This window comes from Pseudoxanthomonas sp. Root630 (assembly GCF_001427585.1).
GTDB lineage: Bacteria > Pseudomonadota > Gammaproteobacteria > Xanthomonadales > Xanthomonadaceae > Pseudoxanthomonas_A.
The window spans coordinates 425,378-449,691 of sequence record NZ_LMGY01000016.1; the positions used below are offsets into that span (position 1 = coordinate 425,378).

Sequence of the window (24,314 nt, forward strand, 5' to 3'; positions counted from 1 at the left end):
TTCGTCTTTGGAAAGCGACAAGCCGACCGGAACCGTCCGGGCACGCCCGGTGCTTCCACTTGCCGCTGTCGCCTGTTACTTGCTGTCCACCTGCAGCACCGCCAGGAAGGCTTCCTGCGGAATTTCCACGCGGCCCACCTGCTTCATCCGCTTCTTGCCCTCTTTCTGCTTCTCGAGGAGCTTCTTCTTGCGGGTGATGTCGCCACCATAGCACTTGGCCAGCACGTTCTTCCGCATCGCCTTGACCGTGCTGCGCGCGATGATCTGCGAGCCGACCGCGGCCTGGATCGCCACGTCGAACATCTGCCGCGGGATCAGCTCCTTCATCTTCTCGCACAGTTCGCGGCCGCGCCGGTCGGCGTGGCTGCGGTGCACGATCAGGCTGAGCGCATCGACCTTGTCGCCGTTGATCAGCGTGTCCAGGCGCACGAACGGGCCGGGCTGGAAACGCAGGAACGAGTAGTCGAGCGACGCGTATCCGCGGCTGACCGACTTCAGCTTGTCGAAGAAGTCCAGCACCACCTCGGCCATGGGCAGCTCATAACTGATCTGCACCTGGCTGGCGAGGTACTGGATGCCGATCTGCACGCCGCGCTTCTCTTCGCACAGCTTGATGATGGCGCCGATGTAGGTCTCGGGGGTGAGGATGTTGGCGCGGATGATGGGCTCGCGCACCTCTTCGATCAGGTTGGTTTGCGGCAGTTTGGCCGGGTTGTCCAGCGAAAGTACCGTGCCATCGGTCTTGAGGACTTCATACACGACCGTCGGGGCCGTGCTGATGAGGTCGAGGTCGTACTCGCGCTCCAGGCGCTCCTGCACGATCTCCATGTGCAGCATGCCGAGGAAGCCGCAACGGAAGCCGAAGCCCATGGCTTCGGAGCTTTCCGGTTCGAAGCGAAGCGCGGCGTCGTTCAGGCGCAACTTCTCCAGCGCCTCGCGCAACGCCGGGTAGTCCTCGGCGTTCACCGGGAACAGGCCGGCGAACACGCGCGGCTGCATTTCCTGGAAACCGGGCAGCGGACCCGGCGCGGGATCGCCCGCCAGGGTGAGGGTGTCGCCGACCGGCGCACCATGCACGTCCTTGATCGACGCGGTGATCCAGCCCACCTCGCCGGCGCCGAGCTTCTTCAGCTCCTTGCGCTTGGGGGTGAACACGCCGACTTTGTCCACTTCGTGGGTGCGGCCGGTGGACATCACCAGGATCTTGCTCTTCGGGCCGATCTCGCCCTGCATCACGCGCACCAGCGAGACCACACCCAGGTAGTTGTCGAACCAGGAGTCGATGATCAGCGCCTGCAGCTTGTCGGTGTCCCGTGGCTGCGGCGGCGGAATGCGCTGGACGATGGCTTCCAGCACCAGGTCCACGTTGAGGCCGGTCTTGGCGCTGACGGCGACCGCATCGTCGGCGTCGATGCCGATGACGGCTTCGATCTCGGCCTTGGCCCGCTCGGTATCGGCGGTCGGCAGGTCGATCTTGTTCAGCACCGGCACCACTTCCAGGCCCTGCTCCACCGCGGTGTAGCAGTTGGCGACGGACTGGGCTTCCACGCCCTGGGCCGCATCGACCACCAGCAGCGCGCCTTCGCAGGCGGCCAGCGAGCGGCTGACTTCGTAAGAGAAGTCGACGTGGCCAGGCGTGTCGATGAAATTGAGCTGGTAGACCTGCCCGTCCTTCGCCTTGTACGGCAGGGACACGGACTGGGCCTTGATGGTGATGCCGCGCTCGCGCTCGATCGGATTGGAGTCGAGCACCTGCGCTTCCATCTCGCGGGCCTCGAGGCCGCCGCAGAGCTGGATGATGCGGTCGGCCAGGGTCGATTTGCCGTGGTCGACGTGCGCGATGATCGAGAAGTTGCGGATATTCCGCATGGAATCAGAAGACATGGGGGGCGGCGGCCTGTGCCGTCGTCAGGAATAACGGGACATTATCGCACGCCCGCCGGCCCATCTCGCCGTTCCGGCGAGCGGGCCACTGCCACGGACAGGGGCGCCCCGCAGGGACGGGGCACCCCGCAGCGGATCCGGGTCAGGATTTCTCGATGGTGACGGCGAGGAAACGCGTGCCGAAACTGGGGTGCCGGACGAGCAGCATGACCGTGTCGCCCACCTTCGCACGGGCCAGTTCGCGGTCCAGCGCCGCGGGGCTGTCCACCTTGGTCCTGCCCACCTGGAGAATGGCCATGCCCGGCGCGAGGCCGGCCTCGCGCGCGGAGGCGCTCTCGACGCGGGTCACCAGTACGCCGTCTCCGGTCTCGATGCCGAGCCGCTTTCGCGCCGCGGCGTCCAGCGCCTGGGTCTGGAGGCCCAGGGGGTTGCTTCCCGCCGGTGCCGCCGACGGCGCGGGCGTGGCGCGGGGCGTGCCGGCCACGTCCTCGGGCTCTTCGAGCGCGCTCAAGGTCACCTGCACATCCCGCGGCTTGCCGTCGCGGATCACCGTCACCTTCGCCTTGCTCCCGGCGGGCAGCGGGCCCACCAGCGGCGGGAGGTCCTCGCGGGTGCCGATCTTGCGGCCATTGAAGGCCGTGATGACGTCACCCGGCACGATGCCCGCCTTCTCCGCGCCACTGCCCGGCTGCACCGTGGCCACCAGCGCGCCATTGGCGTCGGGCAGGTCCAGGCCCTTCACTTCGTCCGGCCCGATGTTCTGCATGCTGACGCCCAGCATCGCCCGGCTGACCTTGCCGCCGGACTTCAGCTGCTCCACGGCGCTCATCGCCAGGTCGATGGGGATCGCGAAACTGATGCCCATGTAGCCGCCCGACACCGAGAAGATCTGCGAGTTGATGCCGACCACTTCGCCGCGGGTATTGAGGAGCGGCCCGCCCGAATTGCCCTGGTTGATCGCCACGTCGGTCTGGATGAAGGGCACGTAGCGCTGTTCCGGCGAGGCGTTGCGGCCGACGGCGCTGACGATGCCGGCGGTGACCGAGTGGTCCAGGCCCAGCGGCGAACCGATCGCGACCACCCACTGGCCAGGCTTCAGCACCGCGGAGTTGCCGATGCGCACCGTCGGCAGGCCCTTGGCGTCGACCTTCAGCAGGGCGACGTCGTACTGCTGGTCGCTGCCCACCACCTTGGCGGTGAGCTCGCGGCGGTCGGGCAGCGTGACTTTCACTTCATCGGCGCCGTCCACCACGTGGTGGTTGGTCAGCACATAGCCGTCGGCCGAAATGATGAAGCCCGAACCGATCGACGTGCCGCCACGACGCTGCGGCCCCTGCCCGGGGCCGGGCATTTCGAAGCCCGGCGGCAGCATGCGGCGGAAGATTTCCGGGATATCGCCCTCGTCGGCCTGCGCGCTGGCGCGGGTGCCGATCTTGGCTTCCACGTTCACCACGCCAGGCCCCACCTGCTCGACCAGCTGGGTGAAGTCCGGCAGCCCGGTCACCAGTTGCGGGGCGGGCGACGGGGGGACGGCCGGCGCGGTAGTCACGGCCGGCGCGGGCGCATCGGCCTGTTGTGCGCAAGCGGCCAGTGGCGTGGTCAACATCAGCAGGGTCAACAGGCCATGACGGGCGTGGGGAGTCATCGAACGCAAGCCTCGATAGGAAGAAGGAACACGGGGAGGGACGCCGGCGACGGCCGACGCCCGGGGGATTTACTCGCGCGGCGCGTCGGCAGGCAGCTCGACCGGCGGCACCTGTTGCAGGCGCGGTTCGAACGGATAGAACGTCCGGCCCGCGGACTCACTGCTGTAGCCGGTCGTCAGGGCGCCCGTCGCAGACGGATAGGACGACAGCGCGGAGCGCGGCCACGGGCGTGCCGGCACGGCGGACGCATCCTGGGACGGATGGGAGAACGGGTTGGCCGAGGCATGCACGGGTGTTGCTGCCAGCGCGCTCGTGGCATTGCCCGCGGCGGGCAGCGTGCCGGTCGCGCGACGGGGCGCGTCCGCACTGGCCACGCGTTGCGCGGACCGGCCGGCCTGCTGGCTACGGGTGGCGCTGCGACGGGTTGCGTTGTCCTGGCGGCGCGGCAGGCTGGCGGCGGCGACCACGGCGGCAGCGGCGTAGGCCTCTGCATCAGGTGCCGGAGCCGACGGATTCTGAGTGGGGACCACGGACGGCGTGGCCTGCGCCGACGCGACCTGGGCCTCCTCACCGGCCGGGGCCGGCTGCGGTCCCTGCTGGCGGGCCATGAACAGCGCGACCAACGCGACGGACGCCGCGAGCGCACCACCACCCCAGCGGGCCAGCAGGTTGCGCGACCGGCTGGCGGCGGCTTGCGCGGCGACCGGCGCCGCGGCGGATTCGGCTGCGACGGCCTTTGCCACGCGCTCGGCGAACCCGGTGGGCGCCGGTGCACGGCCTTGGCCACGCAGCACATCGCCGCACAGCTGCCAGCGTTCCCAGCAGCTGGCCAGGTCCTGGTCGTGCTGCAGGCGACGCAGCAGGAAGCGGGCTTCGTCCGCCACCAGTTCGCCGTCCATCAGGGCGGACAGCTGCTGGCGGTGGTGGATGTCGAGCTTGTCGATGGTCGGAGTCTCGTTGCGGGCAGTCATGAGCGGGCACGCTCCCGGGTTGCGCTGTCGGTATCCAGCAGGGGACGCAATTGTTCGTCGATGGCCTCGCGCGCCCGGAAGATGCGCGAACGCACCGTGCCGATCGGGCAATCCATCTTCTGCGCGATTTCCTCGTAACTCAGCCCTTCCACCTCGCGCAGGGTGATGGCGGTACGCAGCTCTTCCGGCAAACCATCCACGGCCTTCATCACCGTGGTCTCCAGTTCCTGGCGCATCAGCTCGCGCTCGGGCGTGTCGGTGTCGCGCAACCGGGCGCCGATGTCGTACTGCTCGGCGTCGGCGGCATCCACGTCGCCCATGGGAGGGCGGCGGTTGTGCGCGACCAGGTGGTTCTTGGCGGTATTCACGGCGATACGGTGCAGCCACGTATAGAACTGGGAATCGCCCCGGAAGTTGCCCAGCGCGCGATATGCACGCAGGAACGTCTCCTGGGCCACGTCCTGGCACTCGCTCCAGTCATGGACGTACCGCCCGATCAGCGCCACCACACGATGCTGGTACTTGCGCACCAACAGGTCGAAGGCCGCGCTGTCGCCGCGTTGCACGCGTCTGACCAGCTCGAGGTCCAGCTCCTGGGTTGGATCTGTTTCGGCCATGCCGGGCCGCACTCCTGTCGGCTCGGCGGTGGCCGTGCCCTGTGACCGCGCTAGCGGAGGAAAGTTCAACGCCTTGTCCAAACCGTTGTCCTATCAAGAATTTAACCAAGGCAGCAGGAACATCCCCCTGCCGCCGGTCACGCCCATGACGACGTTTCAACGGATATGTGGATTTGACGTGGGTTAAACAACCTCGGGATGATAGCGGCCTTATCCATACGTCAACGGATGGTCCTGCATGGCCGCGAACTTCGATGGGCTGCGATTCAGTCACTGGCAGACCGAGCTGCGCGATGACGGCATCGTGGTGCTGGCCTTCGATCGCCAGGGCGCGAGCGTCAACGCATTCTCGCAGGATGTACTGATCGAACTGGCCGACATCATCGAGCGCCTGGCCATCGATCCGCCCAAGGGCGTGGTGCTGCGCTCGGCGAAAGCGTCCGGCTTCATCGCCGGTGCGGACCTGAAGGAATTCCAGGCATTCGACCGCAAGGGCACCGTCAACGACGCGATCCGCCGTGGCCAGGCCGTGTTCCAGAAACTCGCCGAACTGCCCTGCCCCACGGTCTCCGCGATCCATGGCTTCTGCATGGGCGGTGGCACCGAAATTTCGCTGGCCTGCGATTACCGCGTGGCCAGCAGCGATCCGTCCACGCGCATCGGCCTGCCCGAAGTGAAGCTCGGCATCTTCCCCGGTTGGGGTGGCAGCGCGCGCCTGCCGCGCCTGGTCGGCGCGCCGAAGGCGATGGACATGATGCTCACCGGCCGCACGCTGTCGGCCGGTTCGGCCAAGGCGATGGGCCTGGTCGACAAGATCGTCGAACCAGCCGTGCTGATCGACGCCGCCGTGGCCCTGATCGCCTCGCGCCCGCAGCGCCCGTTCAAGCAGCGCTTCACCGGCTGGATCAGCAATAGCTGGCTGGCGCGCCAGCTGCTGGCGCCGCAGATGCTCAAGCAGGTCGCGCGCAAGGCACCGAAGGCGCACTACCCCGCGCCGTATGCCCTGATCAATGTCTGGAAGACCGCCGGCGGCAAGAGTATCCAGGCGCGCCTGGATGCCGAGCGCAAAGCGGTGGTGAAGCTCGCCGGCACGCCGACCGCGCGCAACCTGATCCGCATCTTCTTCCTCACTGAACGCCTCAAGGGCCTCGGTGGAAAAGACCACGGCATCGCGAACGTGCATGTCGTCGGTGCCGGCGTGATGGGCGGCGACATTGCGGCGTGGTCCGCGTACAAGGGCTTCAACGTCACCCTGCAGGACCGCGAGCAACGCTTCATCGATGGCGCGCTCTCGCGTGCGCAGGAGCTGTTCGCCAAGAAGGTGAAGGACGAGAGCAAGCGCCCCGCCGTGGCCGCCCGGCTGAAGGGCGACCTGGCAGGCGATGGCGTGCCGCAGGCCGACCTGGTGATCGAAGCGATCATCGAGAACCCCGAGGCCAAGCGCGATCTCTACCAGACCGTCGAGCCGCGCCTGAAAGCCGACGCGCTGCTGACCACGAATACCTCGTCGATTCCGCTGACTGAACTGCGCGAGCACATCCAGCGCCCGGCGCAGTTCGCCGGCCTGCACTACTTCAATCCGGTGGCGCTGATGCCGCTCGTGGAGATCGTGCAGCACGATGCGCTGCACGAAGCCAACGTCAAACGCCTGGCCGCGTTCTGCAAGGCGCTGGACAAGTTCCCGGTGCCGGTCGCCGGCACGCCGGGCTTCCTGGTCAACCGCGTGCTGTTCCCGTACATGCTGGAAGCAGCGACCGCCTACGCCGAAGGCATTCCCGGCCCGGTGATCGACAAGGCCGCGGTGAAGTTCGGCATGCCGATGGGCCCGATCGAACTGATCGACACCGTCGGCCTGGACGTCGCGCAGGGCGTGGGCGCGGAACTGTCGCCGTTCCTCGGCCTGCAACTGCCCGCGGCACTGGCGACGGTCGAACCGGGCAAGCGTGGCAAGAAGGACGGCCAGGGCCTCTACAAGTGGGAGAACGGCAAAGCCGTGAAGCCGCAGGTGCCGTCCGACTACAAGGCGCCGGACGACCTGGAAGACCGCCTGATCCTGCCGCTGCTCAACGAAGCGGTCGCCTGCCTGCACGACGGCGTGGTCGCCGATGCCGACCTGCTCGATGCCGGCGTGATCTTCGGCACCGGCTTCGCCCCGTTCCGCGGCGGCCCGATCGAGCACGTCAAGGCGGTCGGCCCCGACGCATTGCTGGAGAAGCTCAAGGCGCTGCAGGCGCGCCACGGCGACCGCTTCGCGCCGCGTCTGGGCTGGGACAACCCGGCGTTGCGCACGCCCACCGTCTGATCCGGCACCACGATCATGACCCTCGCGTCTCTACTGCTTGCACTCATGCTGGGCACCTCGCCCACGGCCGCCACGCCGGAAACCGCCACGCTGTCCGGCCTGTTGGAAGTGCACGAACGCGACGGCGGTTGCAGCGGCGACGCGAACACCGACCTGCGCACGCAGGTCGACGGCACGCGTACCACCTTCGAACAGGATGTCTGGCTGTCCGCGCGCGAATCGCTGGACCCGATGGACGTCCTGGAGGTCAAGCGCGAAGGCAGCGTGCTGAGTGCGACGGTAAACGTCCACGTCGCCCCGATCGAACCCGGCCGCCCCGTGCCCGCCTGCATCCGGCCGGTCAACGTACGCCTGCACATCGACGGCCTGCCGCCGGGCGACTACACGTTGCAGCTGAAACGCGCGGACTCCTGATACCGGCGCACTGGGTGGCCGATCAGCCGCCCGGCAGCGACTGGGTCATCACCCAGTCTTCCTTGGGATCGTCGCCCACGTAGAAGATCGAACGGCCCACGATCTGGAAGCCGTGCTTGCGGTAGAAGCGGATGGCCTGCGCCGATTCCTGCCAGACGTTGAGCCACACCGAACGCGACTTGCGCAGCTGGGCCGCTGCCAGCAGGTGCGAGACCAGCACCGCCGCGATGCCCTGCCCATGGAAGGCTTCGTCCAGGTAGATGCGGCCCAGTTCCACCGTCGGGCGCAACATCACCTCGGCCGGCGGCACCGTGCCCCAACGCAGTTGGGCGAAGCCGGCCCACACGCCGTCGTGCTCGACGATCAGGGTGAGCGTGTCGGGGTCGCGGATTTCCTGCGCCTGCCGTTCCGGCGAGTACACCGCATCGAGGAAGGCGGCGACGTTCTCCGGCGCGCTGCAATGGCCGTTGGCGGCCACGAAGGTGCGCCGCATCATCGCCGAGAGTTCGGCGGCTTCATTCGCCCGCGCGGGGCGGACCACGGTACCGGCCTTCATGCCGCGAGCGATGTCCCTGTTGCCATCCATGCCGATGACAACGCGCGCCGCATGCAGGAAAGGCCACGCATCGATGCCGCACGTTCAGCGCCGCGCATGCACCTCGGGCGGCGCGCGCAGCGGTCGACGGTCGGTGGCGGGGTCGTCCAGCGTGCCCAGTTGCGCAGCGAAGTCGGCCAAGCGAGCCCAGACATAGGGCTGGAGATCGTCCGGCGCAGCGTCGTAGACCTGGCGCCAGAGCTGATCCATGAACACGCGCGGGTCCTCCCGCATCGCACCGCGTTCGATGCGCTCGCCTGCAAGGGCCAGGACGGCCCGGATGTCGGCCAACGTGTCCATGGCCGCAGGGTAAGGGCCACACATGCCGCTTGTGTTACACGAGACTCGTTCATCCGACGACCGGTCCGGTTCCGCGAACGCCGTTACGGTTCAGCTCCGTCAACGCGGCGGCGCGTCCGCTTCCCGGAACAACCACAGCATCGCGCGCCGGTAGCCCTCGCCGATGCTGGCCGCGTGGGTGCCGCCTTCGATCTCCAACAAAGTCGTCTGCCACGGCGCCTGCGCGCGCGCCGACCAGTCCGCCACCCACGCGCGGGCGAGTTGCCGGCGCCCCTCGTTCTCGCGCGTACCGCTGACCACGACCACGTTCAGATCGGTCCGCGCGTGCGCCGCTGCGGGCGCGAACAATTGCTCGCGCGCGGGCCCCTGCGCCGGGTTGCTGGCGATCCGGCCCCAGAACAGATCCGGCGCCTCGCGCGCCGACCACAGCACGAAGTAACCCCCGCGCGACTGCCCCAGCAGGATCCTGCGTGAGGGATCGGCGGCATGCCGGCGCTCCACCTCGGGGATCACCTGGTCGCGCAGGAACGCCAGGAAACCCGGCGCACCGCCCTGCCCGGCCGTGGCATCGGCGCCGGGCGCGGTGAAGTCGGTGTCGCGCTTGTTGATGGCCGGCTCGAAGCCGCCGTAGGCGATGCCCACCACGATGGCCTCGGGCAGCTTCTCGTCGTAGTGCAGGAACAGATGCGTCGGTGCCAGCAACGGAAACAGGCTGTCGCCATCCAGCAGGTAGACCACCGGATAACGCGTCGACGCGGCGGGGTCGTACCCCTCGGGGAGTCGCACGTAGACGTGGTGCACGCGACCGGAGCCACGATCCGTCAGCGGAAAGTAATCGCCCTTCAACGCCGGCAGATGCTCCAGCGGTACGTGCGCCGTCGCCTCCTCGCCCGTGGGCGCGGGCGACGCTGCCCACGCGGATGGCATCGCGGCCATGAAAAGCCACGCAAGCAGGGCCGCCATGCAGCGGATCATCGGCGCATCTCCATCGCGCCCGCGTCCTGCGGGCCTCCCCATTCTCGCAGCATCGCCTGCCGCGCACGCGACGCCTCACGATGCGTTTACGCGCCGCCGCCCAGGGTGCAGGGCACCACCCCGCTCCGAGGACCCGAGCATGACACCCCTGGACAAAGCCCTGCGCCGCGAAGTCACCGTCGATGACAAGGCCTACACCCTGACCATCGATCCGTTCGGTCTGAAACTGGTGGAAAAAGGGCGCCGCAACGGCGTCGAGCTGCTGTGGAAGGACCTGCTCTCCGGCGATGCCGGGCTGGCGGCGGCGCAGGCGTCCACCCAGGCCTGAGCGCCTCACGGCTATCGCCGCCCCTCGCGATGGGCGTAGTCTCATGCGACGGCGGGGACGGCAGACCGATGGGCGTCAGGACGATCACCGACAACGGGCATTCGCTGACCGTGCAGACGGTCGAGAAGACCGACACCCTGGGCGCGACCTACTGGCAGGGTCGTGCGATGTTCCGTGTCGCGGACGCGCGTGCGCGCGTCGACGTGGTCACCACCGCGCGCCACGCCACCCGCGAGAGCGCCGAAGAGGCGGCCCTCGCCCTGGCCCGCAGGAATGGCTGGGGCGCCAGCTGAACGATTCAGACAGGCCGTGTCACGTGCGTGCTAGTGTCCGGGCCTCTGCTGCAGTCTGCAGCCCTTCGCGGTCGGAACCGCACAGGTCCCGCCCATGAGACTTCACCTCTATCGCGTAGACGGGGGGTACTTCGTCTGCCCTGCCGGCACGGCCGTACCCGCTTCGCACGCCGCCGACCTGAAGGGTCGCAACCCGGACATGCAGTTCCTGTCGCGCGACACGGCGGGCCGCACGTTCATCGAAGACCACATGCGCAACAACGGTGCCGTCCTCATGGACGAGCACGTGGCCGGCATCATGCTCGCCGGCTATCCGGCCTGGGAAAACCGCGCGTTCTGATCAGACGCGCGCGATGCCGTGAGCGCTAAGGTCAGGCCGCCTTGCGCGGCGGGTTGATCTCCGCGATCCGGTAGCCCGCGCTCTGCACGGTGTGCAGCAGCGGCGTATCGAAACCCTTGTCGATCGCCTTGCGCAGGTTGTAGAGATGGCTGCGCAGCGTGTCGGATTCGGGCAGCTCATCGCCCCAGATCTCGCGCTCGATCTCCCGGCGCGACACCACGCGCGGGGATTCGCGCATCAGGATGTTCAGCAGCTTGGTCGACACCGGCGAGAGTTCCAGTTCCTTGTCGCCACGGCGCACGCGATGGCACGCCGGATCGAACGACAGTTCGCCCACCGTCAGCACCTCGCGCCCCACTTCTTTCCGGTTCCGGCGGATCACCGCGTTCAGGCGCGCCTCCAGTTCCTGCGTGGCGAAGGGCTTGGTCAGGTAATCGTCGACGCCGCGGTCGAGGCCTGCCAGCTTGTCCTCCAGCGCATCGCGCCCGGTGACCATGATGATCGGCGTCGCCACGCGGGCCACGCCACGCAGCGCGGTCACTACGTCCAGTCCGTCCATGCGGGGTAGATGGCCGTCGAGGATGATGGCGTCGTAGCGGTTTTCCGCCGCCAGCCGATACCCCTCTTCGCCGTCGGCGGCGTAGTCCACCTCCATCCCGCGCGTTTCGAGATAGGTGCCGACGGTTTCCGCCAGCCCACGGTTGTCTTCGATGATCAGAACACTGGCCGAAATGGACACGAGTCCCCCTGGATGCGAGTCAGTGGAGTGAACGTGCCTCACGCCATGTCGTCGGCGTGTGAACGCCGTTGCGCGGGCGTCCTGCAGCCCTTCCGACGACACGCCTGACGGATCGCTTTCAGACGAGCGGCAGGGAAATGCAGCGCGATCATGGCCGTACGGGCAAGGAGCGCCCGTTCCGTAGGTGTTGTCCACGCGCCGGCAAGACCCGCCAAGTGGACCCACGCCCTGCGCACGGCCCCTGCCGCAGGCCCATCGTCGAACCGAACACGGCGAGGATTCATGAGCACATTGACCTCTCCTCTCTTCTCGGGCGCTGACGCGACAACGCGCGAGAAGCTGGAAAACTGCGCCAACGGCGTGCCGAACGAGATGGTCAGCCATTTCACGATCGGCGCACACGGTGCCCACATCCGATTGCTGCAGCTTGCACTGCAAGCCGTGGTCCACCAGGAACCCGCGATCGGCGCCGCGCCCTTCAAGGTCAATGGCACTTACGACGTCGCGTTCGCAGCGGCCGTCGCGAAGTACAAGTCGGCCAGGGGGCTGCTCAACTATGCGGGCGCGATAGACGACATCATCGGACGGAAGACGATGGCACGCCTGGACAAGGACGTCATGAACATCGGACTCCCAACCGATGGCGTGCCCAGCCACCCTCCCCTGTGCCAGCAGGCCTCCGGCTGCCCCGTCGCCCGTTCCTTCACCCTGCAGCTCTTCGCCGAACTTTCGAACGGCTACATGGTGGAACCCGCGCATTTCATCGTCGTGATCCGCGACGAAACGCACGGCATCTTCACCCGCTACCTCGCCCTGGTCCGTGGCGTGGATCGCGCAGAGCCCGTGTCGGGCTTGCCGCTTGGCGCACCCTCACCGTTCACCACGCACGACCCCTGCAAGGTCGCCAACTTCTTCGCGTTCTCGATGGGATACGTCAGCGTGCAGAATCCTCTGCAACATCCGGGCCTCGCGCTCCAGATGACGCTCGATTACGAGAACGAGAGCGGCGTCCATACCACCGCGCCTTTCCACGTCGAGTCCGGCCAGATCGTATTGCCCGGCCATGGCGGAACCCACGGCGAGGGCGATCTGCGTGTCCTCACCTGGTGCCGCGGCCTACCGGGCGGCCATTACGGTCCCTAGGTTGGCTCACCGCAACGCAGCGGCCGCTGGCCGCCGGCGGCAGCCGTGCTCCCCATCCGGGATAACCCACTGAACAAGGAAGCATCATGGCCATCAAGCAATTCAGCCGTCCCTATCTGCACGGATATGACCTGGGTGTCGGCGTGGACCGCATGTCGGGAAGCCCCATGGGCCAGGTGGTGCGCAACACGGCCTCGCCCGTCGAGAACGCGAGCGGCGGCGTGGTGGACATCCGGATCGAAAGGATCCAATCCACCGAAGAGCTCGAATCCATCCTCGGCATCGATGTGGAAGCCAGCTTCGGACTCGCCTCCTTCGGTGCGGGCGCCAGCGCACGCTTCAACTATGCGAAGAAGACGGCGATACAGGCGAGCTCGCTTTTTCTTTCCGTGTCGGTCAATGTCGAGCTCGGATTCCTGAGCATCGATGACCCCGTGCTCACGGAGCACGCCGACGGCACGCTGGGCAATCCGACGCGATTCCAGGAAAGGTATGGGGACGCCTTCATCCGCGGGATGGCGCGCGGCGGCCTCTTCGTCGGCGTCCTCCGCGTGGATACCCGCAACGAAACGGAGAGCGAGCAGATCTCTTCCTCGCTCAACGGCGCCTACAAGCTGTTTTCACTGGATGCCAAGGCCAAGTTCGAAGAGCTGTCCTCAGCCCACCAGACACAATGCTTCATCCAGATGTACCACGAAGGCGGGCCCATCGACCTCAAGATCGTGGACCCCACCGATCCGCGCGAGCTGCTGAACAACGCGAACCTCTTCCTCGAGAGTTTCCGCACCCACCCGGACGCATCGTCCCGGCCCTATTTCGTGACGGTCGCACCCACCACGATCGCGCGTGGCGAGGCCGAGCCACCAAACGCGGCCGACCTCGAGAAAGCGACCGACGTGCTGATCTACTGCGCCAAGCGACGCAGTGCGATCCTGGATCAACTCAACCTCATGGATTTCATCCGCGACAACCCCGCGCGCTTCAACATCCCCGAGGGCGGCTCCATGAGCCAGGTGATCACTGCGGCGCACCACTTCCAGAGCGACCTGGACCTGATCGCGAAATGCGCCTCCCGTGCCATCAACGACTCCAGGGACGCGCAGTTCCCGAATACGTTCGCCCAGGCCGAAGGAACCGTCTTTCCCCTCGGTCAGCTGCCCATCCCCATGCCAGTCCAGATCAGCGAAGAGGGCGATGTCCTGGTCCCCAATTTCAGAGAGTGCCGCACATGGGCCGCTTGCGTGCAGTTGGCCAAGGATTCGGGGCTGAAGCTGGCATACGAGTACCAGGGGGAAGTCTTCGCGCCCTTCGAGGTGCTGGACTTCCGGCCCGCCGGCGGGTCCCGCGTCGCCAAAGGCTCGACGGTCACGGTGGTATGCCCACCGGAAAGAAACGTGTTCCGCCTAAGGGATCGACCGGTCCTTGCGCCATGGGTGCTGAGGCAGCAGATCGGCAGGTGAGAAACCCGGCGAGTCCGGGAACCTTGCGAGCCGCCCGGCGGGGTGCTGCACCCTACTTCTTCAGGCCTGCGACGACTTCCCGCACGCTCAGGCCCAGCTCCAGTTGCAGGCGCACGTACTCGCGCTCCTTGCGCGACAGCGCGCGACCCATCTCGATCCGCACGTCCTCGGCCTCCAGGAGGCGCAGGATCCGCGGCATCGCCGAGCCGATGGCGTCCTGCCCGTAACCGGCTTCGCGCAGCGCCGCCGTCAGTAGGGTTTCAACATCCATGGTGTCTCCGGCGCTCGTCAGGGGGTCGCATTGTGGACGAACGTCCCCGGCAGGGCGAACAACGCGTCGCCCGCACCCTCGCACGGCACGGGCACCGCTGCGGATCGGCGGCTGTTGACAATATTCCATATTTCCAGAATATTGGAATTATGGAAACCAAGACCGCCCTGTCCACGCTCAGCGCCCTCAGCCACGAATCCCGCCTGTCGGCCTTCCGCGCCCTCGTCCAGGCCGGTCCCGGCGGCATGGCCGTCGGCGAACTGCGCGCGCACCTGGACCTGCCGCCCGCCACCCTGAGCGCCCACCTCAACGTGCTGCGTGCCGCCGCGCTCGTCCACGACGAGCGCGAAGGACGGGTCATCCGCGTACGCGCCAACTACCTGCAGATGAACGCCCTGCTCGCCTACCTCACCGAGAACTGCTGCGCCGGCGTCGCGGAATGCGGCCCTGCCGTGGCGTGCACCCCCAAGACCACCGGAGCCTGCGCATGAACCGCTTCCACGTCCATCTCAACGTCACCGATCTCGATACCAGCATCCGCTTCTACTCCGCGCTGTTCGCCACCCAGCCCGCCGTGGTGAAGCCCGATTACGCCAAATGGATGCTCGACGACCCGCGGGTGAACTTCGCCATCTCCACCACCGGGCGCGCGGCCGGTATCGATCACCTGGGCTTCCAGGTGGAGAGCGCCGACGGCCTGGCCGCGATCGGCCGGCGACTCGACGCGGCGGGCGGCACCGTCGTGCCCGAGGACGCCACGATCTGCTGCTATGCGCAGTCGGACAAGCTGTGGACGGAAGATCCGCAGGGCACCCGCTGGGAGAGCTTCCACACCACGGGCGAAGCGACCACCTACTACGCAGGCGAGGCCGCCTGCGCCACCGATGGCGCCGCCTGCAGTCCTGACGTGGCGTCGGTCGCGCCGCGCCCGGCGGCCGTCGCATCGTGCTGCCCGCCGGCATCGGGCTGCTGCTGAGCCATGGCGCTGCGCAACGCAACTCGAGACGACCACGCCGCGATCCGTGGCCTGCTGCAGGACAGCCGCTTGCCCGTCGCCGACCTCGATGCATCGGCCATCGACTTCATCGTCGCGGTCGATGCCGACGCGCTGGCGGGCGTGGTCGGCGTGGAATCGTTCGGCGATGTCGGCCTGCTGCGTTCGCTCGCGGTGCGCATCGATCAGCGCGGCCTCGGTATCGGCGACCGGTTGGTCGCCGCGATCGAGGCGCGCGCGGCGACGCAGGGACTGCGCCGGCTCGTGTTGCTGACCGAGACGGCCGCGCCCTTCTTCGCCCGGCGCGGCTATGCCGCCATTGCGCGCGACCAAGCGCCGGCGGCGGTGCACGCGAGCGCCGAATTCCGCGCGCTTTGCCCCGCCTCCGCCACCTGCATGATCAAATCCCTGGAATCCGCATCGTGAAGCGCGTCCTGTTCGTCTGCGTCGAGAATGCCAACCGCAGCCAGATGGCCGAGGCCTTCGCCCACCTCCATGGCGGCGATCAGGTCGAGGCACTGAGCGCCGGATCCCGGCCGTCGGGCCAGATCAATCCGAAAGCGGTCCGCTTCATGGCCGAACTCGGCTACGACCTCACGACCCACGCCTCGACATCGCTGGACGACATCTCCGGCGCGTTCGATGCCGTCATCACCATGGGCTGCGGCGACAACTGTCCGTGGGTACCGGCCAGGCGGCGCGAGGACTGGGCATTGCCCGATCCGAAGCACATGGACGACGACGCGTATCGCGCGGTGCGCGACGAGATCGGCCGGCGCGTCCACGCCCTGCTGGCGACGCTCTGATGTCGCTGGGCCGGAAGCTGCTGGCCGAGTTCGTCGGCACCGCGCTGCTGCTCGCCTGCGTGGTGGGCTCCGGGATCATGGGCGTGCGCCTCGCCGCCGGAAACGATGCGATCGCACTGCTCGCGAATGCGGGCGCTACGGCGGGCATTCTCTATGGGTTGATCGCGGTGTTCGGCCCCGTTTCCGGCGCGCACTTCAACCCGGCCGTGACGCTGGTGATGCGGCTGAAGAACGAACTGCGCACGCATGAAGCACTGGGCTACATGGGCGTGCAGATCGTGGCCGCCATCGCGGGCGTCCTGCTCGCGCACGCGATGTTCGACCTGCCCCTGCTGCAGCCGGGCACGCGCATCCGGACCGGCCATGCCCAATGGGTGAGCGAAGGGGTCGCCACGTTCGGGCTGGTGCTGACGATCCTGCTGGGCGTAAAGCAGCGACCACATGCCGTGCCGGCCCTGGTCGCCTGCTACATCTTCGCCGCGTACTGGTTCACGGCCAGCACCTCGTTCGCCAATCCCGCGGTGACGCTCGCCCGTGCGCTGACGCAGACGTTCGCGGGCATTCGGCCGGATGACGTGGCGGGCTTCGTGCTCGCGCAACTGGTGGGGGCCGCCACGGCGATGGCGGTGGCGCACGCCCTCAGCGAGAACCCGCGACTGCCCGGGCGGGAGGAAACGGGATAAAGCTCAATACTGCGCCAGCCTGGTAGATACGTTTACCTCGCATCGTCCGATGTGCGGTTGCCTGGAATCGGCCCGCGCGGCGTCATGACGAGTAATGTCGGTGACACATTCGATGGATCGGAGGCGAGGAATGTCCGGAGCCAGGCGGTTGGACGGCCAGCAGGCGCGACGGCTGGAGGTATTGAGCGGCATTGCAGACGATCTGCTCGCTGCCGCCACGTACGTGGATCGGATAAAGGAAGCCGGGGCGACGGGCGACATCGACGCCTGGTGGATCGCGGCCCTGGTCTGTTACGGGCGATGCTTCGGCAAAGGCGTCGCGCCGTGGGGGGCCGGCGACGTGGTCGGGAGCCTCCCGGACCTGCTCCAGGTGCGCCACCGGCACTTCAGGCGGCTGCGCGACACGCTGGTCTCGCACCCGGGTGGCGTTGATCATACGTACGCCACGGAAGCCATGCTGGATCGGGACGACCGGGTCCGCATCGGCTGCGAGCGCGTCCCGATGTTCTCGCTGGGCCGCCTTGAGGCCATGGATTTTTCGGAACTCCTGGATGCCTTGCAGACCCACGTCGACCGGCGAAGGGGGGAGGTGGAGAACGACCTTCGCATGCTGCTCTCCGACATGACGCAGGAGGAGTTCCGCCAACTGCCACCGTCCGAGCAGGGTGATCGGGAGCACCGCAGCGAGACGCGCGTCGTACGCCATGCGCCAGGTGGGCGAACGAACTGCCGGCATCCGATCACCAGGGCGGCGCCACTTCAGGATCAGCGCGCCGACCAGTTGCCTAAATGGGGTTGAACGGAGCAGGGGCGGCCGGGCCGCCCTTCAAGCACCCCGATGCTGCGGCGCGCAGGCGCGCCCCACCCCGTTGCGCCGGTCCGGGGAGACCGATGCAGGAGGCGCACCGCAGGACGGCTTGAGCCGAAAGTGGTTCACCCCCGTTCTACGTACTGGTCCTGTGCCCTTCCGCATACCTCGTGGTACCCACCACCGTGTTGCAGATATCCCGGTACAGCCGCGCCTTGTCGCGTGCATAACCGCACCGCACCTGCAGCGTCAGTCGACCGTGGACGTACAGCACGACTTCTTCATGCGGGATACCGTCGAAGTCCACCCGACATGCCTTCAAGGGGGCCACGCCCGTCGGCTCCGGACCGGCCGACCCTGCCTGGACATTCCTGAGGAACGCGCATTTGACGTCGGCGTTGGCCTCGTAGTCCTCGGCAGCGACCGGGCTGACGGTGATGTACACATCCTCGTCCTCCGGGTTCTCGACCGCGTAGGTGGGACTCTCGCCATCGTTGACCAAGAACCAGTTGACCGGCTTCTTCACGTGCAGGCCGGGATAGGTGCTCACCGATTCGTACGTCACGGCCGGTGCCGCCGGCACTCGATTGATCAGCGCCAACGACACCAGCACGGCACATAGCAGGAAGAAGACGACGATCGCGCTCAAGCCAATGATGCGAAAGCGCCGCTCGCGCTGCGCCAGTGTCCGCAGCACGATCTGGTACTGCTGCGCCTTGGTGAGATTGGCGGTGTCGACGGTCTTGAAGTCGCGCAATGCGCCCTCGACCAGCGCCGGCCGTGCCGCTTCGGGCGCACTGTCGATAAGCGCCTTGATCTTGTGCGCGCGCAGCCGATAGACGTACGCGCCCACCGCCACCACGAACGCCAGCAATGTCAGCGGCGTGGTGACGTACTGAATCGCTTGCCACATGCATTCATCCCCCGTGTTGGACCGCCCCCTGGATACGCATCGACCGCTGTCGTCCCCACGACAAAGGCCGCACCTGCGGCATCACCACTTCCCGAAGAAGGCCGAGATGTCGAAGTAGACATCCACCTTCTCGCCCGACGGCAATTGGATCGTGATGAGATCCATCGGAACCTTTCCCATCAGCAGGGCCTGGGATTCCACTTCCGCTCCCGGATAGTGCTTCTGGATCCACTGCCGCTCGGCCTGCACGCTGCTGACGCGCACGGCGGATTCCGCCGTCAATCCATCCGCATCCGCCGACGTGCCACGCGGGTTCGACGTGGTCTGGCATGCCGCCAGCAGCAGCGTAAGTACGGCCATGACGAGAACGCGATGCATATGATCTCCTGCAGGTTCCAGTGCCTGAGCGAGGCCGACCCCTCGGGCTCGACCTTCGCGAAGAAGTACCCCTCAACACCCCATCAACGGCTGGAAGGCCAGCGTCGTGACCTCCACCCACTTGCCCTTGCGCAACACCTCCACGCGTACGCGCACCGTGCTGATCGCCACGTACGGCGATGCCGCGCCCGGCGCGTCGCCCTTGTCGATGTTGGGGATCCAGCCATCGGCGATCGTCGGGTCGCCCTGCGCGGCCGCATGCGCGCGCACCGCAGCGTCCAGTTCCGCGCGCGTGTACGTCGGGAAACAGCTTTGCTGTTCCGGCGTCGGTTTCGGCAAGACGAACGTCACCGCATCCACCGCGTCCGCCGGTTCCCAGTCCGATACGCAATGCTTCCAGTCGATGAGGTCCAGGTGCGGGCCTTCCGCGCCCAGGGCGAGGCTGGTTTCGAACTGCATCCGTACGCGGTATTTCCCGCCGGCATGCGCAGGCTGCAATTGCAGGGTCGCGCCGTAGACCTCGTCGCCCAGTTCCAGCGGCACCGTCAGCGACGCGGGGACCGGACCCTCGTGCTTCCACCCCGGGAACGGATAGTCCCGATCCACGGACGGCAACACCCGGATTCCGGACAACGCCTGCGCCTGCACGAGCAGCGGCGTGCACAGCAGCGCGATTGCGAACAGCGCGCGCGCCATGCGCGACCGCCGGCCTCCCTGTATCCCGTTCATCCCTGTACCCCATCGGGACCCCGACGTCCCTGCGCGGATGGTAGCGCGCGGACTTCCCCGTGACGATGGTCGGGCGGCGGGCCATCGGGGCGCGCACCGGCGTCGATGCGCGGCTGGCGGCGCCAACGGGCGTGGACGACGTCGAGGAACCGGCGGACCTGATGCCGCCACCCCGCGCAGCGCGCGGACGGGCCTCACATGGTGTGGGTGGGCTTCTCGCCGTTGAGGCTGCCGGCCAGCATCGTCTCGATGCGGTTCTTGATGGCTTCGCCTTCACCGGTCTCGGCGAACTGCACGCCGATGCCGGCCGCGCGGTTGCCCTGCGCGCCCGCGGGCGTCACCCAGACCACCTTGCCGGCCACCGGCAGGCGGTCGCTGGATTCGGGCAGCGTGAGCAGCAGGAAGACTTCGTCGCCGAGGAAGTAGCGCTTGGGCGTGGGCACGAAGATGCCACCGCCCTTCACGAACGGCATGTAGGCGTTGTACAGCGCGGCCTTGTCCTTCACTGCCAGCGACAGGATGCCCTGCCGTCCACCTGCTGCATTCATTCCCCGTCTCCGTGCGTGTCGGTCAGCCGCGCCGCGCGCCGACAGCGCGGGTACGGTCGTTGCCGGCCCAGGCCAGCAAGAGTTCCACCATGGTCAGATCGCCGCGCACCGTGGTCCGCAACAGGTCGCGGGTGCGGTTGGCGGCGTCGAACCACGTGGCCAGCTTGGTCAATCGGGCCGGATCGGTCAAGCCGGCGGCACCGGCCTGCTCCAGCGCAAGGTCCGCTGCGTGGCGCAGGCGCGCGTCGGCGAGTTCGTCGTTGGCCCAGCGTTGCGCGGTTTCCACCACGCCGATCTCGCCCTGTTCCAGCCGCGCGAGGTCGCGGGCGACGGCCTGCCGCAGTGCGAGGCCGTCGTTGCGCAGCCAGTCGTCCGCCAGGCCCGGATGACCGCGGGCGGCGTCCAGCGCGCGCTCGGCATCGGCCATGGCGTGGCCCTGCGCCTTCAGCCATGCGAGCGCTTCGTCGCGCGGCGGCAGCCGGAACTCGATGCGCTGGCAGCGGCTGCGGATCGTCGCCGGCAGCCGCGCGGGCTGCGCGCTGATCAGCCACAGGTAGCGACCGGGAGACGGTTCTTCCAGCGTCTTCAGCAGGGCATTGCAGGCGGCGCGGTTGATCGCGTCGGCAGGATCGAGGATGGCCACTTGCGCCTGCCCGTACTGCGGCGTCAGCGCGAGCTTCTGCGAGATCTCGCGGACCTGGTCGATGACGATCTCGGTGCGCAGCTTGCTGCCGTCCTTGGTGGGCGCGAACGAGACCACCATCAGATCGGGATGGGTGCCGGCGTGGATCAGGTGCGCGCTACGGTCGGTCGGCGCGGGTTCGCCCTGCGCATCGCGCTGTTGCGCCAGCACGCGCCGCGCCAGGCGGTCCACCACCGCGCGCTTGCCGAGCCCGGCGGGGCCGCAGACGAGCAGACCGTGCCCGAGGCGACCGGCCTCCAGTGCCGCGACCGCATGGTCGTACGCACGCTGCTGCCAGGGAGAGAACGGTGCACTCATGCCAGGTCGCTGTCCGTCAGCGTGCGCAGGTAGGCAGTGATCGCCGTGTCGACCGACGACGCCACCCCCGCAGGCGGCTGGCTGGCATCGATCACGCGGAAGCGCTGCGGCTCCGCGGCCGCGCGGGCGCGGAACCCGGCGCGCACGCGTTCGAAGAAATCATCCTGCTCGCTTTCGATGCGATCCGGCCACAGGTCGCGGCCGGCGGTGCGCGCACGGCCTTCGCGCACATCCAGGTCGAGCAGCAGGGTCAGCCCGGGCATCACGCCGACGGCGCGTCGCTCGAGGGCGGCGATCCATTCCGGATCCAGCCCGCGACCCGCGCCCTGGTAGGCGTAGCTTGAATCGGTGAAGCGATCGCTGACGACGAACGCGCCGCGACGCAGCGCCGGACGCACCACCGCGCGCACGTGCTGTGCGCGCGAGGCGAACATCAGCAGCAGTTCGGTTTCCGGCGCCAGTGTTTCGTCCTGCGGGTTCAGCAGCAGCTCGCGGATGCGCTCGGCCAGCGGCGTGCCGCCCGGTTCGCGCGTCAGCACCACCTCATGGCCCTCGGCCTGCAAGCGATCGCGGATGGCCGCGATGGCGCTGGTCTTGCCGGCGCCCTCGCCGCCTTCCAGCGTGATCAGGCGCGGCTGCGACAGCAGGGCTTCGCTCATGGCGCCGCCGCCTTGCGCAGCGTTTCGCGGCGGGTCACCAGGTAACGCGCCACTGCCGCGTTGTGCTCGGCCAGCGTGGCCGAAAAGAGGTGGCGCCCGCTACCGTCGCCCACGGCGACGAAGTACAGCGCCTGGCCATCGGCCGGATTCACCGCCGCACGCAGTGCGTCGGCACCCGGCATGGCGATCGGCGTGGGCGTCAGGCCCTTGCGGGTGTAGGTGTTGTAAGGCGTATCGGTGGTCAGGTCGCGGCGGCGGATGTTGCCGTCGTAGCTGCTGCCGATGCCATAGATGACGGTCGGATCGGTCTGCAGCGGCATGCCGATCTTCAACCGGCGCGCGAATACGCCGGCGATCGCGGGACGCTCCTCGGCGATGCCGGTTTCCTTCTCGATGATCGACGCCAGGATCAGCGCCTCTTCGGCAGACTGCAGCGGGATGCCCTGCGCACGCGCGTCCCATGCCGCGGCCAGCGCCTTCTCCATCGCCGCGTAGGCGCGCTTGAGCACGTCGAGGTCGGATTCGCTGCGGCTGTAGACGTAGGTTTCGGGCAGGAAGCGACCTTCCGGATGCTGGCCGGCATGGCCCAGCGCCGCCATCAGTTCGGCATCGCTCATCTGCGCGGTCTTCTGCTGCAGCGGCGTGGCGTTGCGCAATGCGGCGCGAAGCTGGCGGATGTTCCAGCCTTCCACCAGCGTGATGCGGTACTGCAGGGTGCGGCCCTCGCGCATGCGCTGCAGGAGCTCACGCGGCGTCAACGTGGGTTCGAGCGCGTACTCGCCCACCTTGAGCTGGCTGGCCGTGTTGGTCTCGCGCGCCAGCAGGCGCCACTGCAGGTCGGAGCCGAGCGTCACCCCGTGTTCGCGCAACTTGCGCAGCACGGTGGGGAACGCGTCGCCGCGTGCGACTTCGACCGCGGCCTCCGGCGGAGCGCCGATGGGGCTGTCGGCGAAGCCCCGGTGCCCCTGCCACAGCCACAGGCCCGCTGCGACCGCCAGGGCGAGCAGCAGGAAGAACACGATGACGATGAAGCGGTAACCACGCTTGAGAGCTGACGCCACGCGATCCTCGGCGATGGGAGCAGGCCGTGCAGGATACCCGGTCGCCGTCTCAGGCTGTAGGCGCGGAGTCAGCTTTCCAGCGCCCGCAGCACGCCACGGGCCTTGGCGCGGGTTTCGTCCAGCTCCTTGTCCGGGACCGAATCGGCCACGATGCCGGCACCGGTACGGAAGCGGGCCACGCTGCCGGCACCGTCGGCGACGATCTCGGCGCTGCGGATCAGGATGTTCAGGTCGAGGTCGCCATCCCGATTGAGCCAGCCGAATGCGCCCGTGTAGGCGCCGCGCGGTACCTGCTCCAGTTCCGCGATGATCTGCATGCAGCGCACCTTCGGGCAGCCGGTGATGGTGCCGCCGGGGAACGTGGCGCGGATGACGTCGCCGGGCGTGGCATCGTCGCGCAGGTGGCCGCGCACGTTGCTGACGATGTGGTGCACGTGCGCGTAGCTCTCCACCGTCATCAGCTCGTCCACCTGCACGCTGCCGGGCGTGCAGACGCGACCCAGGTCGTTGCGCTCCAGGTCGATCAGCATGACGTGCTCGGCGCGCTCCTTCGGATGGCCGACGAGTTCCCGGATGCGCGCGGCATCGTCATCGCCTTCGAAACGCGGGCGCGTGCCCGCGATGGGCCGGGTTTCGACCACGTCGCCCCGCACGGACACCAGTCGCTCGGGCGAGGAGCTGACGACGGTCCAGTGCGGCGTGGCGAACAGGCCGGCGAAGGGTGCGGGGTTCGCGGTACGCAACCGCGCGTAGAGCACGGCCGGGTCCAGTGGCGCGTCGAAACGCGCCTGCCACGCCCGCGAGAGATTGACCTGGAAGATGTCGCCGGCGCGCAGGTACTCGAGGATCCGCTGCACGCCGTCGGTGAAGGCGGAAGGCGCGTCTTCGTCGATACGGGACGGCGGCTGCCACGCGGGCAGCGTGGGCAAACCGGTGGCGGCGCTGATGTCCTCCAGCGTGCGGGCGATCAACGCGCCCTGCCCCGCTTCGGCCACCACCACGCAATCGCCGGTGCTGCGGTCTCGCAGGACGGCAGCGGGACAGCGCAGCGCAAGCGCGACGGGCTGCGTCGCCGGCGCCTGCGGCAGGTGCAGGACCGGTTCGACCTGCTGCGCGAGTTCATAGGCCAACAGCAGCGCCCATCCGCCGCGGAACGGCCAACGCGGCTCCTCGCGCGGCGTGCGCTGCGCCTGCCAGTGGCGATCGAGCACGGCGAGGAAATCGCCGGCCTCCACGTCGCCTTGCAGCGTGCGGGTGACGCCATCGGTCGCCAGTTGCAGTCCGCTGCCATCCGCGACCAGCAGGAAGTCCCACCGCCCCTGCGCGGTGCCCGAGGCCACGGATTCCAGCAGCGCCGGATAACGCTGCGGATCCAGGCGATGCAGGGCCAACAGGTCGGTGCTGGCGGGAAGTGCGCACGTTTCGATCATGATGGTCCTGGCCCCTCTCCCGCCGGG

At 68.0% G+C, this 24,314-nt stretch carries 30 protein-coding genes; 13 read left to right on the forward strand and 17 right to left on the reverse strand.

Annotated elements, in window-relative coordinates:
- Positions 1–75 precede the first annotated feature (75 nt).
- The 4 genes from lepA to rpoE all read right to left on the reverse strand — a co-directional run bounded on the left by lepA (position 76) and on the right by rpoE (position 5,118).
- Positions 76–1,884 carry a translation elongation factor 4 gene (lepA, locus tag ASD72_RS14290; protein ID WP_155944654.1) on the reverse strand — a complete coding sequence of 603 codons (1,809 nt, stop codon included), beginning with the start codon at positions 1,882–1,884 and terminating at the stop codon, positions 76–78.
- Positions 1,885–2,026: 142 nt separating this feature from the next.
- Positions 2,027–3,529, reverse strand: a complete 1,503-nt coding sequence (locus ASD72_RS14295) for a Do family serine endopeptidase (RefSeq protein ID WP_056880607.1) — start codon at positions 3,527–3,529, stop codon at positions 2,027–2,029.
- 69 nt (positions 3,530–3,598) lie between these two features.
- Positions 3,599–4,501 carry a sigma-E factor negative regulatory protein gene (locus tag ASD72_RS14300; RefSeq protein ID WP_056880608.1) on the reverse strand — a complete coding sequence of 301 codons (903 nt, stop codon included), beginning with the start codon at positions 4,499–4,501 and terminating at the stop codon, positions 3,599–3,601.
- A complete protein-coding gene (gene rpoE / locus ASD72_RS14305; RefSeq protein ID WP_056880609.1) occupies positions 4,498–5,118 on the reverse strand; it encodes an RNA polymerase sigma factor RpoE in 621 nt (206 codons plus the stop codon). Before rpoE ends, ASD72_RS14300 begins: the two co-directional genes overlap by 4 nt.
- 238 nt (positions 5,119–5,356) lie before the next feature.
- On the opposite strand from rpoE, the gene ASD72_RS14310 reads away from it, so the two are divergent.
- On the forward strand, positions 5,357–7,420 hold the full coding sequence (locus ASD72_RS14310) for a 3-hydroxyacyl-CoA dehydrogenase NAD-binding domain-containing protein (protein ID WP_056880610.1): 2,064 nt from the start codon (positions 5,357–5,359) through the stop codon (positions 7,418–7,420).
- Positions 7,421–7,435: 15 nt separating this feature from the next.
- Positions 7,436–7,834 carry a hypothetical protein gene (locus tag ASD72_RS14315; protein ID WP_155944655.1) on the forward strand — a complete coding sequence of 133 codons (399 nt, stop codon included), beginning with the start codon at positions 7,436–7,438 and terminating at the stop codon, positions 7,832–7,834.
- Positions 7,835–7,856: 22 nt separating this feature from the next.
- On the opposite strand, the gene ASD72_RS14320 is transcribed toward ASD72_RS14315, so the two are convergent.
- The 3 genes from ASD72_RS14320 to ASD72_RS14330 form a co-directional block, all read right to left on the reverse strand.
- Positions 7,857–8,390: a GNAT family N-acetyltransferase gene (locus tag ASD72_RS14320; protein ID WP_162250393.1), complete on the reverse strand. Its 534-nt coding sequence runs from the start codon at positions 8,388–8,390 to the stop codon at positions 7,857–7,859.
- An 84-nt stretch (positions 8,391–8,474) separates the two neighbouring features.
- Complete coding sequence (locus ASD72_RS14325) at positions 8,475–8,729, reverse strand: hypothetical protein (protein WP_056880613.1); 255 nt, start codon at positions 8,727–8,729, stop codon at positions 8,475–8,477.
- Between the two features lie 99 nt (positions 8,730–8,828).
- A complete protein-coding gene (locus ASD72_RS14330) occupies positions 8,829–9,692 on the reverse strand; it encodes an alpha/beta hydrolase-fold protein (RefSeq protein ID WP_056880614.1) in 864 nt (287 codons plus the stop codon).
- A 151-nt stretch (positions 9,693–9,843) separates the two neighbouring features.
- Between ASD72_RS14330 and ASD72_RS14335 the strand changes: the two genes are divergently transcribed.
- The 3 genes from ASD72_RS14335 to ASD72_RS20995 all read left to right on the forward strand — a co-directional run bounded on the left by ASD72_RS14335 (position 9,844) and on the right by ASD72_RS20995 (position 10,665).
- Entirely contained in the window at positions 9,844–10,032 is a 189-nt protein-coding gene (locus ASD72_RS14335; protein ID WP_056880615.1) for a hypothetical protein, read from the forward strand.
- A 68-nt stretch (positions 10,033–10,100) separates the two neighbouring features.
- Positions 10,101–10,325 carry a hypothetical protein gene (locus tag ASD72_RS14340; protein WP_056880616.1) on the forward strand — a complete coding sequence of 75 codons (225 nt, stop codon included), beginning with the start codon at positions 10,101–10,103 and terminating at the stop codon, positions 10,323–10,325.
- A gap of 94 nt (positions 10,326–10,419) precedes the next feature.
- A complete protein-coding gene (locus tag ASD72_RS20995) occupies positions 10,420–10,665 on the forward strand; it encodes a hypothetical protein (RefSeq protein ID WP_155944656.1) in 246 nt (81 codons plus the stop codon).
- 31 nt (positions 10,666–10,696) lie between these two features.
- Here the strand turns inward: ASD72_RS20995 and ASD72_RS21535 are convergent, their stop codons facing one another.
- The gene (locus ASD72_RS21535; RefSeq protein WP_056880617.1) at positions 10,697–11,404 is read right to left on the reverse strand and encodes a response regulator transcription factor; all 708 of its coding nucleotides are present in this window, start codon (positions 11,402–11,404) and stop codon (positions 10,697–10,699) included.
- Positions 11,405–11,686: 282 nt separating this feature from the next.
- Here ASD72_RS21535 and ASD72_RS14350 point away from each other — a divergent pair, with 282 nt between their 5' ends.
- Both ASD72_RS14350 and ASD72_RS14355 read left to right on the forward strand, forming a co-directional pair.
- A complete protein-coding gene (locus ASD72_RS14350) occupies positions 11,687–12,547 on the forward strand; it encodes a hypothetical protein (protein WP_056880618.1) in 861 nt (286 codons plus the stop codon).
- Between the two features lie 86 nt (positions 12,548–12,633).
- Positions 12,634–14,007 carry a PASTA domain-containing protein gene (locus ASD72_RS14355; protein WP_056880619.1) on the forward strand — a complete coding sequence of 458 codons (1,374 nt, stop codon included), beginning with the start codon at positions 12,634–12,636 and terminating at the stop codon, positions 14,005–14,007.
- Positions 14,008–14,059: 52 nt separating this feature from the next.
- Here the strand turns inward: ASD72_RS14355 and ASD72_RS14360 are convergent, their stop codons facing one another.
- Positions 14,060–14,278: a hypothetical protein gene (locus tag ASD72_RS14360; protein ID WP_056880620.1), complete on the reverse strand. Its 219-nt coding sequence runs from the start codon at positions 14,276–14,278 to the stop codon at positions 14,060–14,062.
- A 149-nt stretch (positions 14,279–14,427) separates the two neighbouring features.
- Between ASD72_RS14360 and ASD72_RS14365 the strand changes: the two genes are divergently transcribed.
- From ASD72_RS14365 to ASD72_RS14390, 6 genes are all read left to right on the forward strand, one after another.
- The gene (locus ASD72_RS14365) at positions 14,428–14,769 is read left to right on the forward strand and encodes a metalloregulator ArsR/SmtB family transcription factor (protein ID WP_056880621.1); all 342 of its coding nucleotides are present in this window, start codon (positions 14,428–14,430) and stop codon (positions 14,767–14,769) included.
- A complete protein-coding gene (locus tag ASD72_RS14370) occupies positions 14,766–15,254 on the forward strand; it encodes an ArsI/CadI family heavy metal resistance metalloenzyme (RefSeq protein WP_056880622.1) in 489 nt (162 codons plus the stop codon). Before ASD72_RS14365 ends, ASD72_RS14370 begins: the two co-directional genes overlap by 4 nt.
- A 3-nt stretch (positions 15,255–15,257) precedes the next feature.
- Positions 15,258–15,698: an arsenic resistance N-acetyltransferase ArsN2 gene (gene arsN2, locus ASD72_RS14375; protein ID WP_056880623.1), complete on the forward strand. Its 441-nt coding sequence runs from the start codon at positions 15,258–15,260 to the stop codon at positions 15,696–15,698.
- Entirely contained in the window at positions 15,695–16,078 is a 384-nt protein-coding gene (locus ASD72_RS14380; RefSeq protein WP_056880624.1) for an arsenate reductase ArsC, read from the forward strand. The genes arsN2 and ASD72_RS14380 overlap by 4 nt, the downstream gene beginning before the upstream one ends.
- Positions 16,078–16,761, forward strand: coding sequence for an MIP/aquaporin family protein (locus tag ASD72_RS14385; RefSeq protein WP_056880625.1), 684 nt, complete (start codon positions 16,078–16,080; stop codon positions 16,759–16,761). The genes ASD72_RS14380 and ASD72_RS14385 overlap by 1 nt, the downstream gene beginning before the upstream one ends.
- 148 nt (positions 16,762–16,909) lie before the next feature.
- Entirely contained in the window at positions 16,910–17,560 is a 651-nt protein-coding gene (locus ASD72_RS14390; RefSeq protein WP_155944657.1) for a hypothetical protein, read from the forward strand.
- Positions 17,561–17,705: 145 nt separating this feature from the next.
- Here the strand turns inward: ASD72_RS14390 and ASD72_RS14395 are convergent, their stop codons facing one another.
- From ASD72_RS14395 to ASD72_RS14430, 8 genes are all read right to left on the reverse strand, one after another.
- Positions 17,706–18,482 carry a hypothetical protein gene (locus ASD72_RS14395; RefSeq protein WP_056880627.1) on the reverse strand — a complete coding sequence of 259 codons (777 nt, stop codon included), beginning with the start codon at positions 18,480–18,482 and terminating at the stop codon, positions 17,706–17,708.
- Between the two features lie 81 nt (positions 18,483–18,563).
- Positions 18,564–18,860: a hypothetical protein gene (locus ASD72_RS14400; RefSeq protein ID WP_155944658.1), complete on the reverse strand. Its 297-nt coding sequence runs from the start codon at positions 18,858–18,860 to the stop codon at positions 18,564–18,566.
- 72 nt (positions 18,861–18,932) lie between these two features.
- Positions 18,933–19,556 carry a hypothetical protein gene (locus ASD72_RS14405; protein ID WP_056880629.1) on the reverse strand — a complete coding sequence of 208 codons (624 nt, stop codon included), beginning with the start codon at positions 19,554–19,556 and terminating at the stop codon, positions 18,933–18,935.
- A 227-nt stretch (positions 19,557–19,783) separates the two neighbouring features.
- Positions 19,784–20,137 (reverse strand): PilZ domain-containing protein, encoded by a 354-nt coding sequence (locus ASD72_RS14410; protein ID WP_056880630.1) that lies wholly within the window; start codon positions 20,135–20,137, stop codon positions 19,784–19,786.
- A gap of 22 nt (positions 20,138–20,159) precedes the next feature.
- A complete protein-coding gene (locus ASD72_RS14415; RefSeq protein WP_056880631.1) occupies positions 20,160–21,137 on the reverse strand; it encodes a DNA polymerase III subunit delta' in 978 nt (325 codons plus the stop codon).
- Positions 21,134–21,796, reverse strand: coding sequence for a dTMP kinase (gene tmk / locus ASD72_RS14420; RefSeq protein ID WP_056880632.1), 663 nt, complete (start codon positions 21,794–21,796; stop codon positions 21,134–21,136). The genes ASD72_RS14415 and tmk overlap by 4 nt, the downstream gene beginning before the upstream one ends.
- On the reverse strand, positions 21,793–22,824 hold the full coding sequence (gene mltG / locus ASD72_RS14425) for an endolytic transglycosylase MltG (RefSeq protein WP_255357657.1): 1,032 nt from the start codon (positions 22,822–22,824) through the stop codon (positions 21,793–21,795). Before mltG ends, tmk begins: the two co-directional genes overlap by 4 nt.
- 101 nt (positions 22,825–22,925) lie before the next feature.
- A complete protein-coding gene (locus ASD72_RS14430) occupies positions 22,926–24,287 on the reverse strand; it encodes an aminodeoxychorismate synthase component I (protein WP_056880634.1) in 1,362 nt (453 codons plus the stop codon).
- Between the last annotated feature and the right edge of the window lie 27 nt (positions 24,288–24,314).

What these genes read in the sequence shown, in the direction of transcription:
- lepA (WP_155944654.1), bottom strand. Translation starts at nt 1,884, where the DNA reads ATGTCTTCTGATTCCATGCGGAATATCCGCAACTTCTCGATCATCGCG.
- ASD72_RS14295 (WP_056880607.1), bottom strand. Translation starts at nt 3,529, where the DNA reads ATGACTCCCCACGCCCGTCATGGCCTGTTGACCCTGCTGATGTTGACC.
- ASD72_RS14300 (WP_056880608.1), bottom strand. Translation starts at nt 4,501, where the DNA reads ATGACTGCCCGCAACGAGACTCCGACCATCGACAAGCTCGACATCCAC.
- rpoE (WP_056880609.1), bottom strand. Translation starts at nt 5,118, where the DNA reads ATGGCCGAAACAGATCCAACCCAGGAGCTGGACCTCGAGCTGGTCAGA.
- ASD72_RS14310 (WP_056880610.1), top strand. Translation starts at nt 5,357, where the DNA reads ATGGCCGCGAACTTCGATGGGCTGCGATTCAGTCACTGGCAGACCGAG.
- ASD72_RS14315 (WP_155944655.1), top strand. Translation starts at nt 7,436, where the DNA reads ATGACCCTCGCGTCTCTACTGCTTGCACTCATGCTGGGCACCTCGCCC.
- ASD72_RS14320 (WP_162250393.1), bottom strand. Translation starts at nt 8,390, where the DNA reads ATGAAGGCCGGTACCGTGGTCCGCCCCGCGCGGGCGAATGAAGCCGCC.
- ASD72_RS14325 (WP_056880613.1), bottom strand. Translation starts at nt 8,729, where the DNA reads ATGGACACGTTGGCCGACATCCGGGCCGTCCTGGCCCTTGCAGGCGAG.
- ASD72_RS14330 (WP_056880614.1), bottom strand. Translation starts at nt 9,692, where the DNA reads ATGGCGGCCCTGCTTGCGTGGCTTTTCATGGCCGCGATGCCATCCGCG.
- ASD72_RS14335 (WP_056880615.1), top strand. Translation starts at nt 9,844, where the DNA reads ATGACACCCCTGGACAAAGCCCTGCGCCGCGAAGTCACCGTCGATGAC.
- ASD72_RS14340 (WP_056880616.1), top strand. Translation starts at nt 10,101, where the DNA reads ATGGGCGTCAGGACGATCACCGACAACGGGCATTCGCTGACCGTGCAG.
- ASD72_RS20995 (WP_155944656.1), top strand. Translation starts at nt 10,420, where the DNA reads ATGAGACTTCACCTCTATCGCGTAGACGGGGGGTACTTCGTCTGCCCT.
- ASD72_RS14350 (WP_056880618.1), top strand. Translation starts at nt 11,687, where the DNA reads ATGAGCACATTGACCTCTCCTCTCTTCTCGGGCGCTGACGCGACAACG.
- ASD72_RS14355 (WP_056880619.1), top strand. Translation starts at nt 12,634, where the DNA reads ATGGCCATCAAGCAATTCAGCCGTCCCTATCTGCACGGATATGACCTG.
- ASD72_RS14360 (WP_056880620.1), bottom strand. Translation starts at nt 14,278, where the DNA reads ATGGATGTTGAAACCCTACTGACGGCGGCGCTGCGCGAAGCCGGTTAC.
- ASD72_RS14365 (WP_056880621.1), top strand. Translation starts at nt 14,428, where the DNA reads ATGGAAACCAAGACCGCCCTGTCCACGCTCAGCGCCCTCAGCCACGAA.
- ASD72_RS14370 (WP_056880622.1), top strand. Translation starts at nt 14,766, where the DNA reads ATGAACCGCTTCCACGTCCATCTCAACGTCACCGATCTCGATACCAGC.
- arsN2 (WP_056880623.1), top strand. Translation starts at nt 15,258, where the DNA reads ATGGCGCTGCGCAACGCAACTCGAGACGACCACGCCGCGATCCGTGGC.
- ASD72_RS14385 (WP_056880625.1), top strand. Translation starts at nt 16,078, where the DNA reads ATGTCGCTGGGCCGGAAGCTGCTGGCCGAGTTCGTCGGCACCGCGCTG.
- ASD72_RS14395 (WP_056880627.1), bottom strand. Translation starts at nt 18,482, where the DNA reads ATGTGGCAAGCGATTCAGTACGTCACCACGCCGCTGACATTGCTGGCG.
- ASD72_RS14400 (WP_155944658.1), bottom strand. Translation starts at nt 18,860, where the DNA reads ATGCATCGCGTTCTCGTCATGGCCGTACTTACGCTGCTGCTGGCGGCA.
- ASD72_RS14405 (WP_056880629.1), bottom strand. Translation starts at nt 19,556, where the DNA reads ATGGCGCGCGCGCTGTTCGCAATCGCGCTGCTGTGCACGCCGCTGCTC.
- ASD72_RS14410 (WP_056880630.1), bottom strand. Translation starts at nt 20,137, where the DNA reads ATGAATGCAGCAGGTGGACGGCAGGGCATCCTGTCGCTGGCAGTGAAG.
- ASD72_RS14415 (WP_056880631.1), bottom strand. Translation starts at nt 21,137, where the DNA reads ATGAGTGCACCGTTCTCTCCCTGGCAGCAGCGTGCGTACGACCATGCG.
- tmk (WP_056880632.1), bottom strand. Translation starts at nt 21,796, where the DNA reads ATGAGCGAAGCCCTGCTGTCGCAGCCGCGCCTGATCACGCTGGAAGGC.
- ASD72_RS14430 (WP_056880634.1), bottom strand. Translation starts at nt 24,287, where the DNA reads ATGATCGAAACGTGCGCACTTCCCGCCAGCACCGACCTGTTGGCCCTG.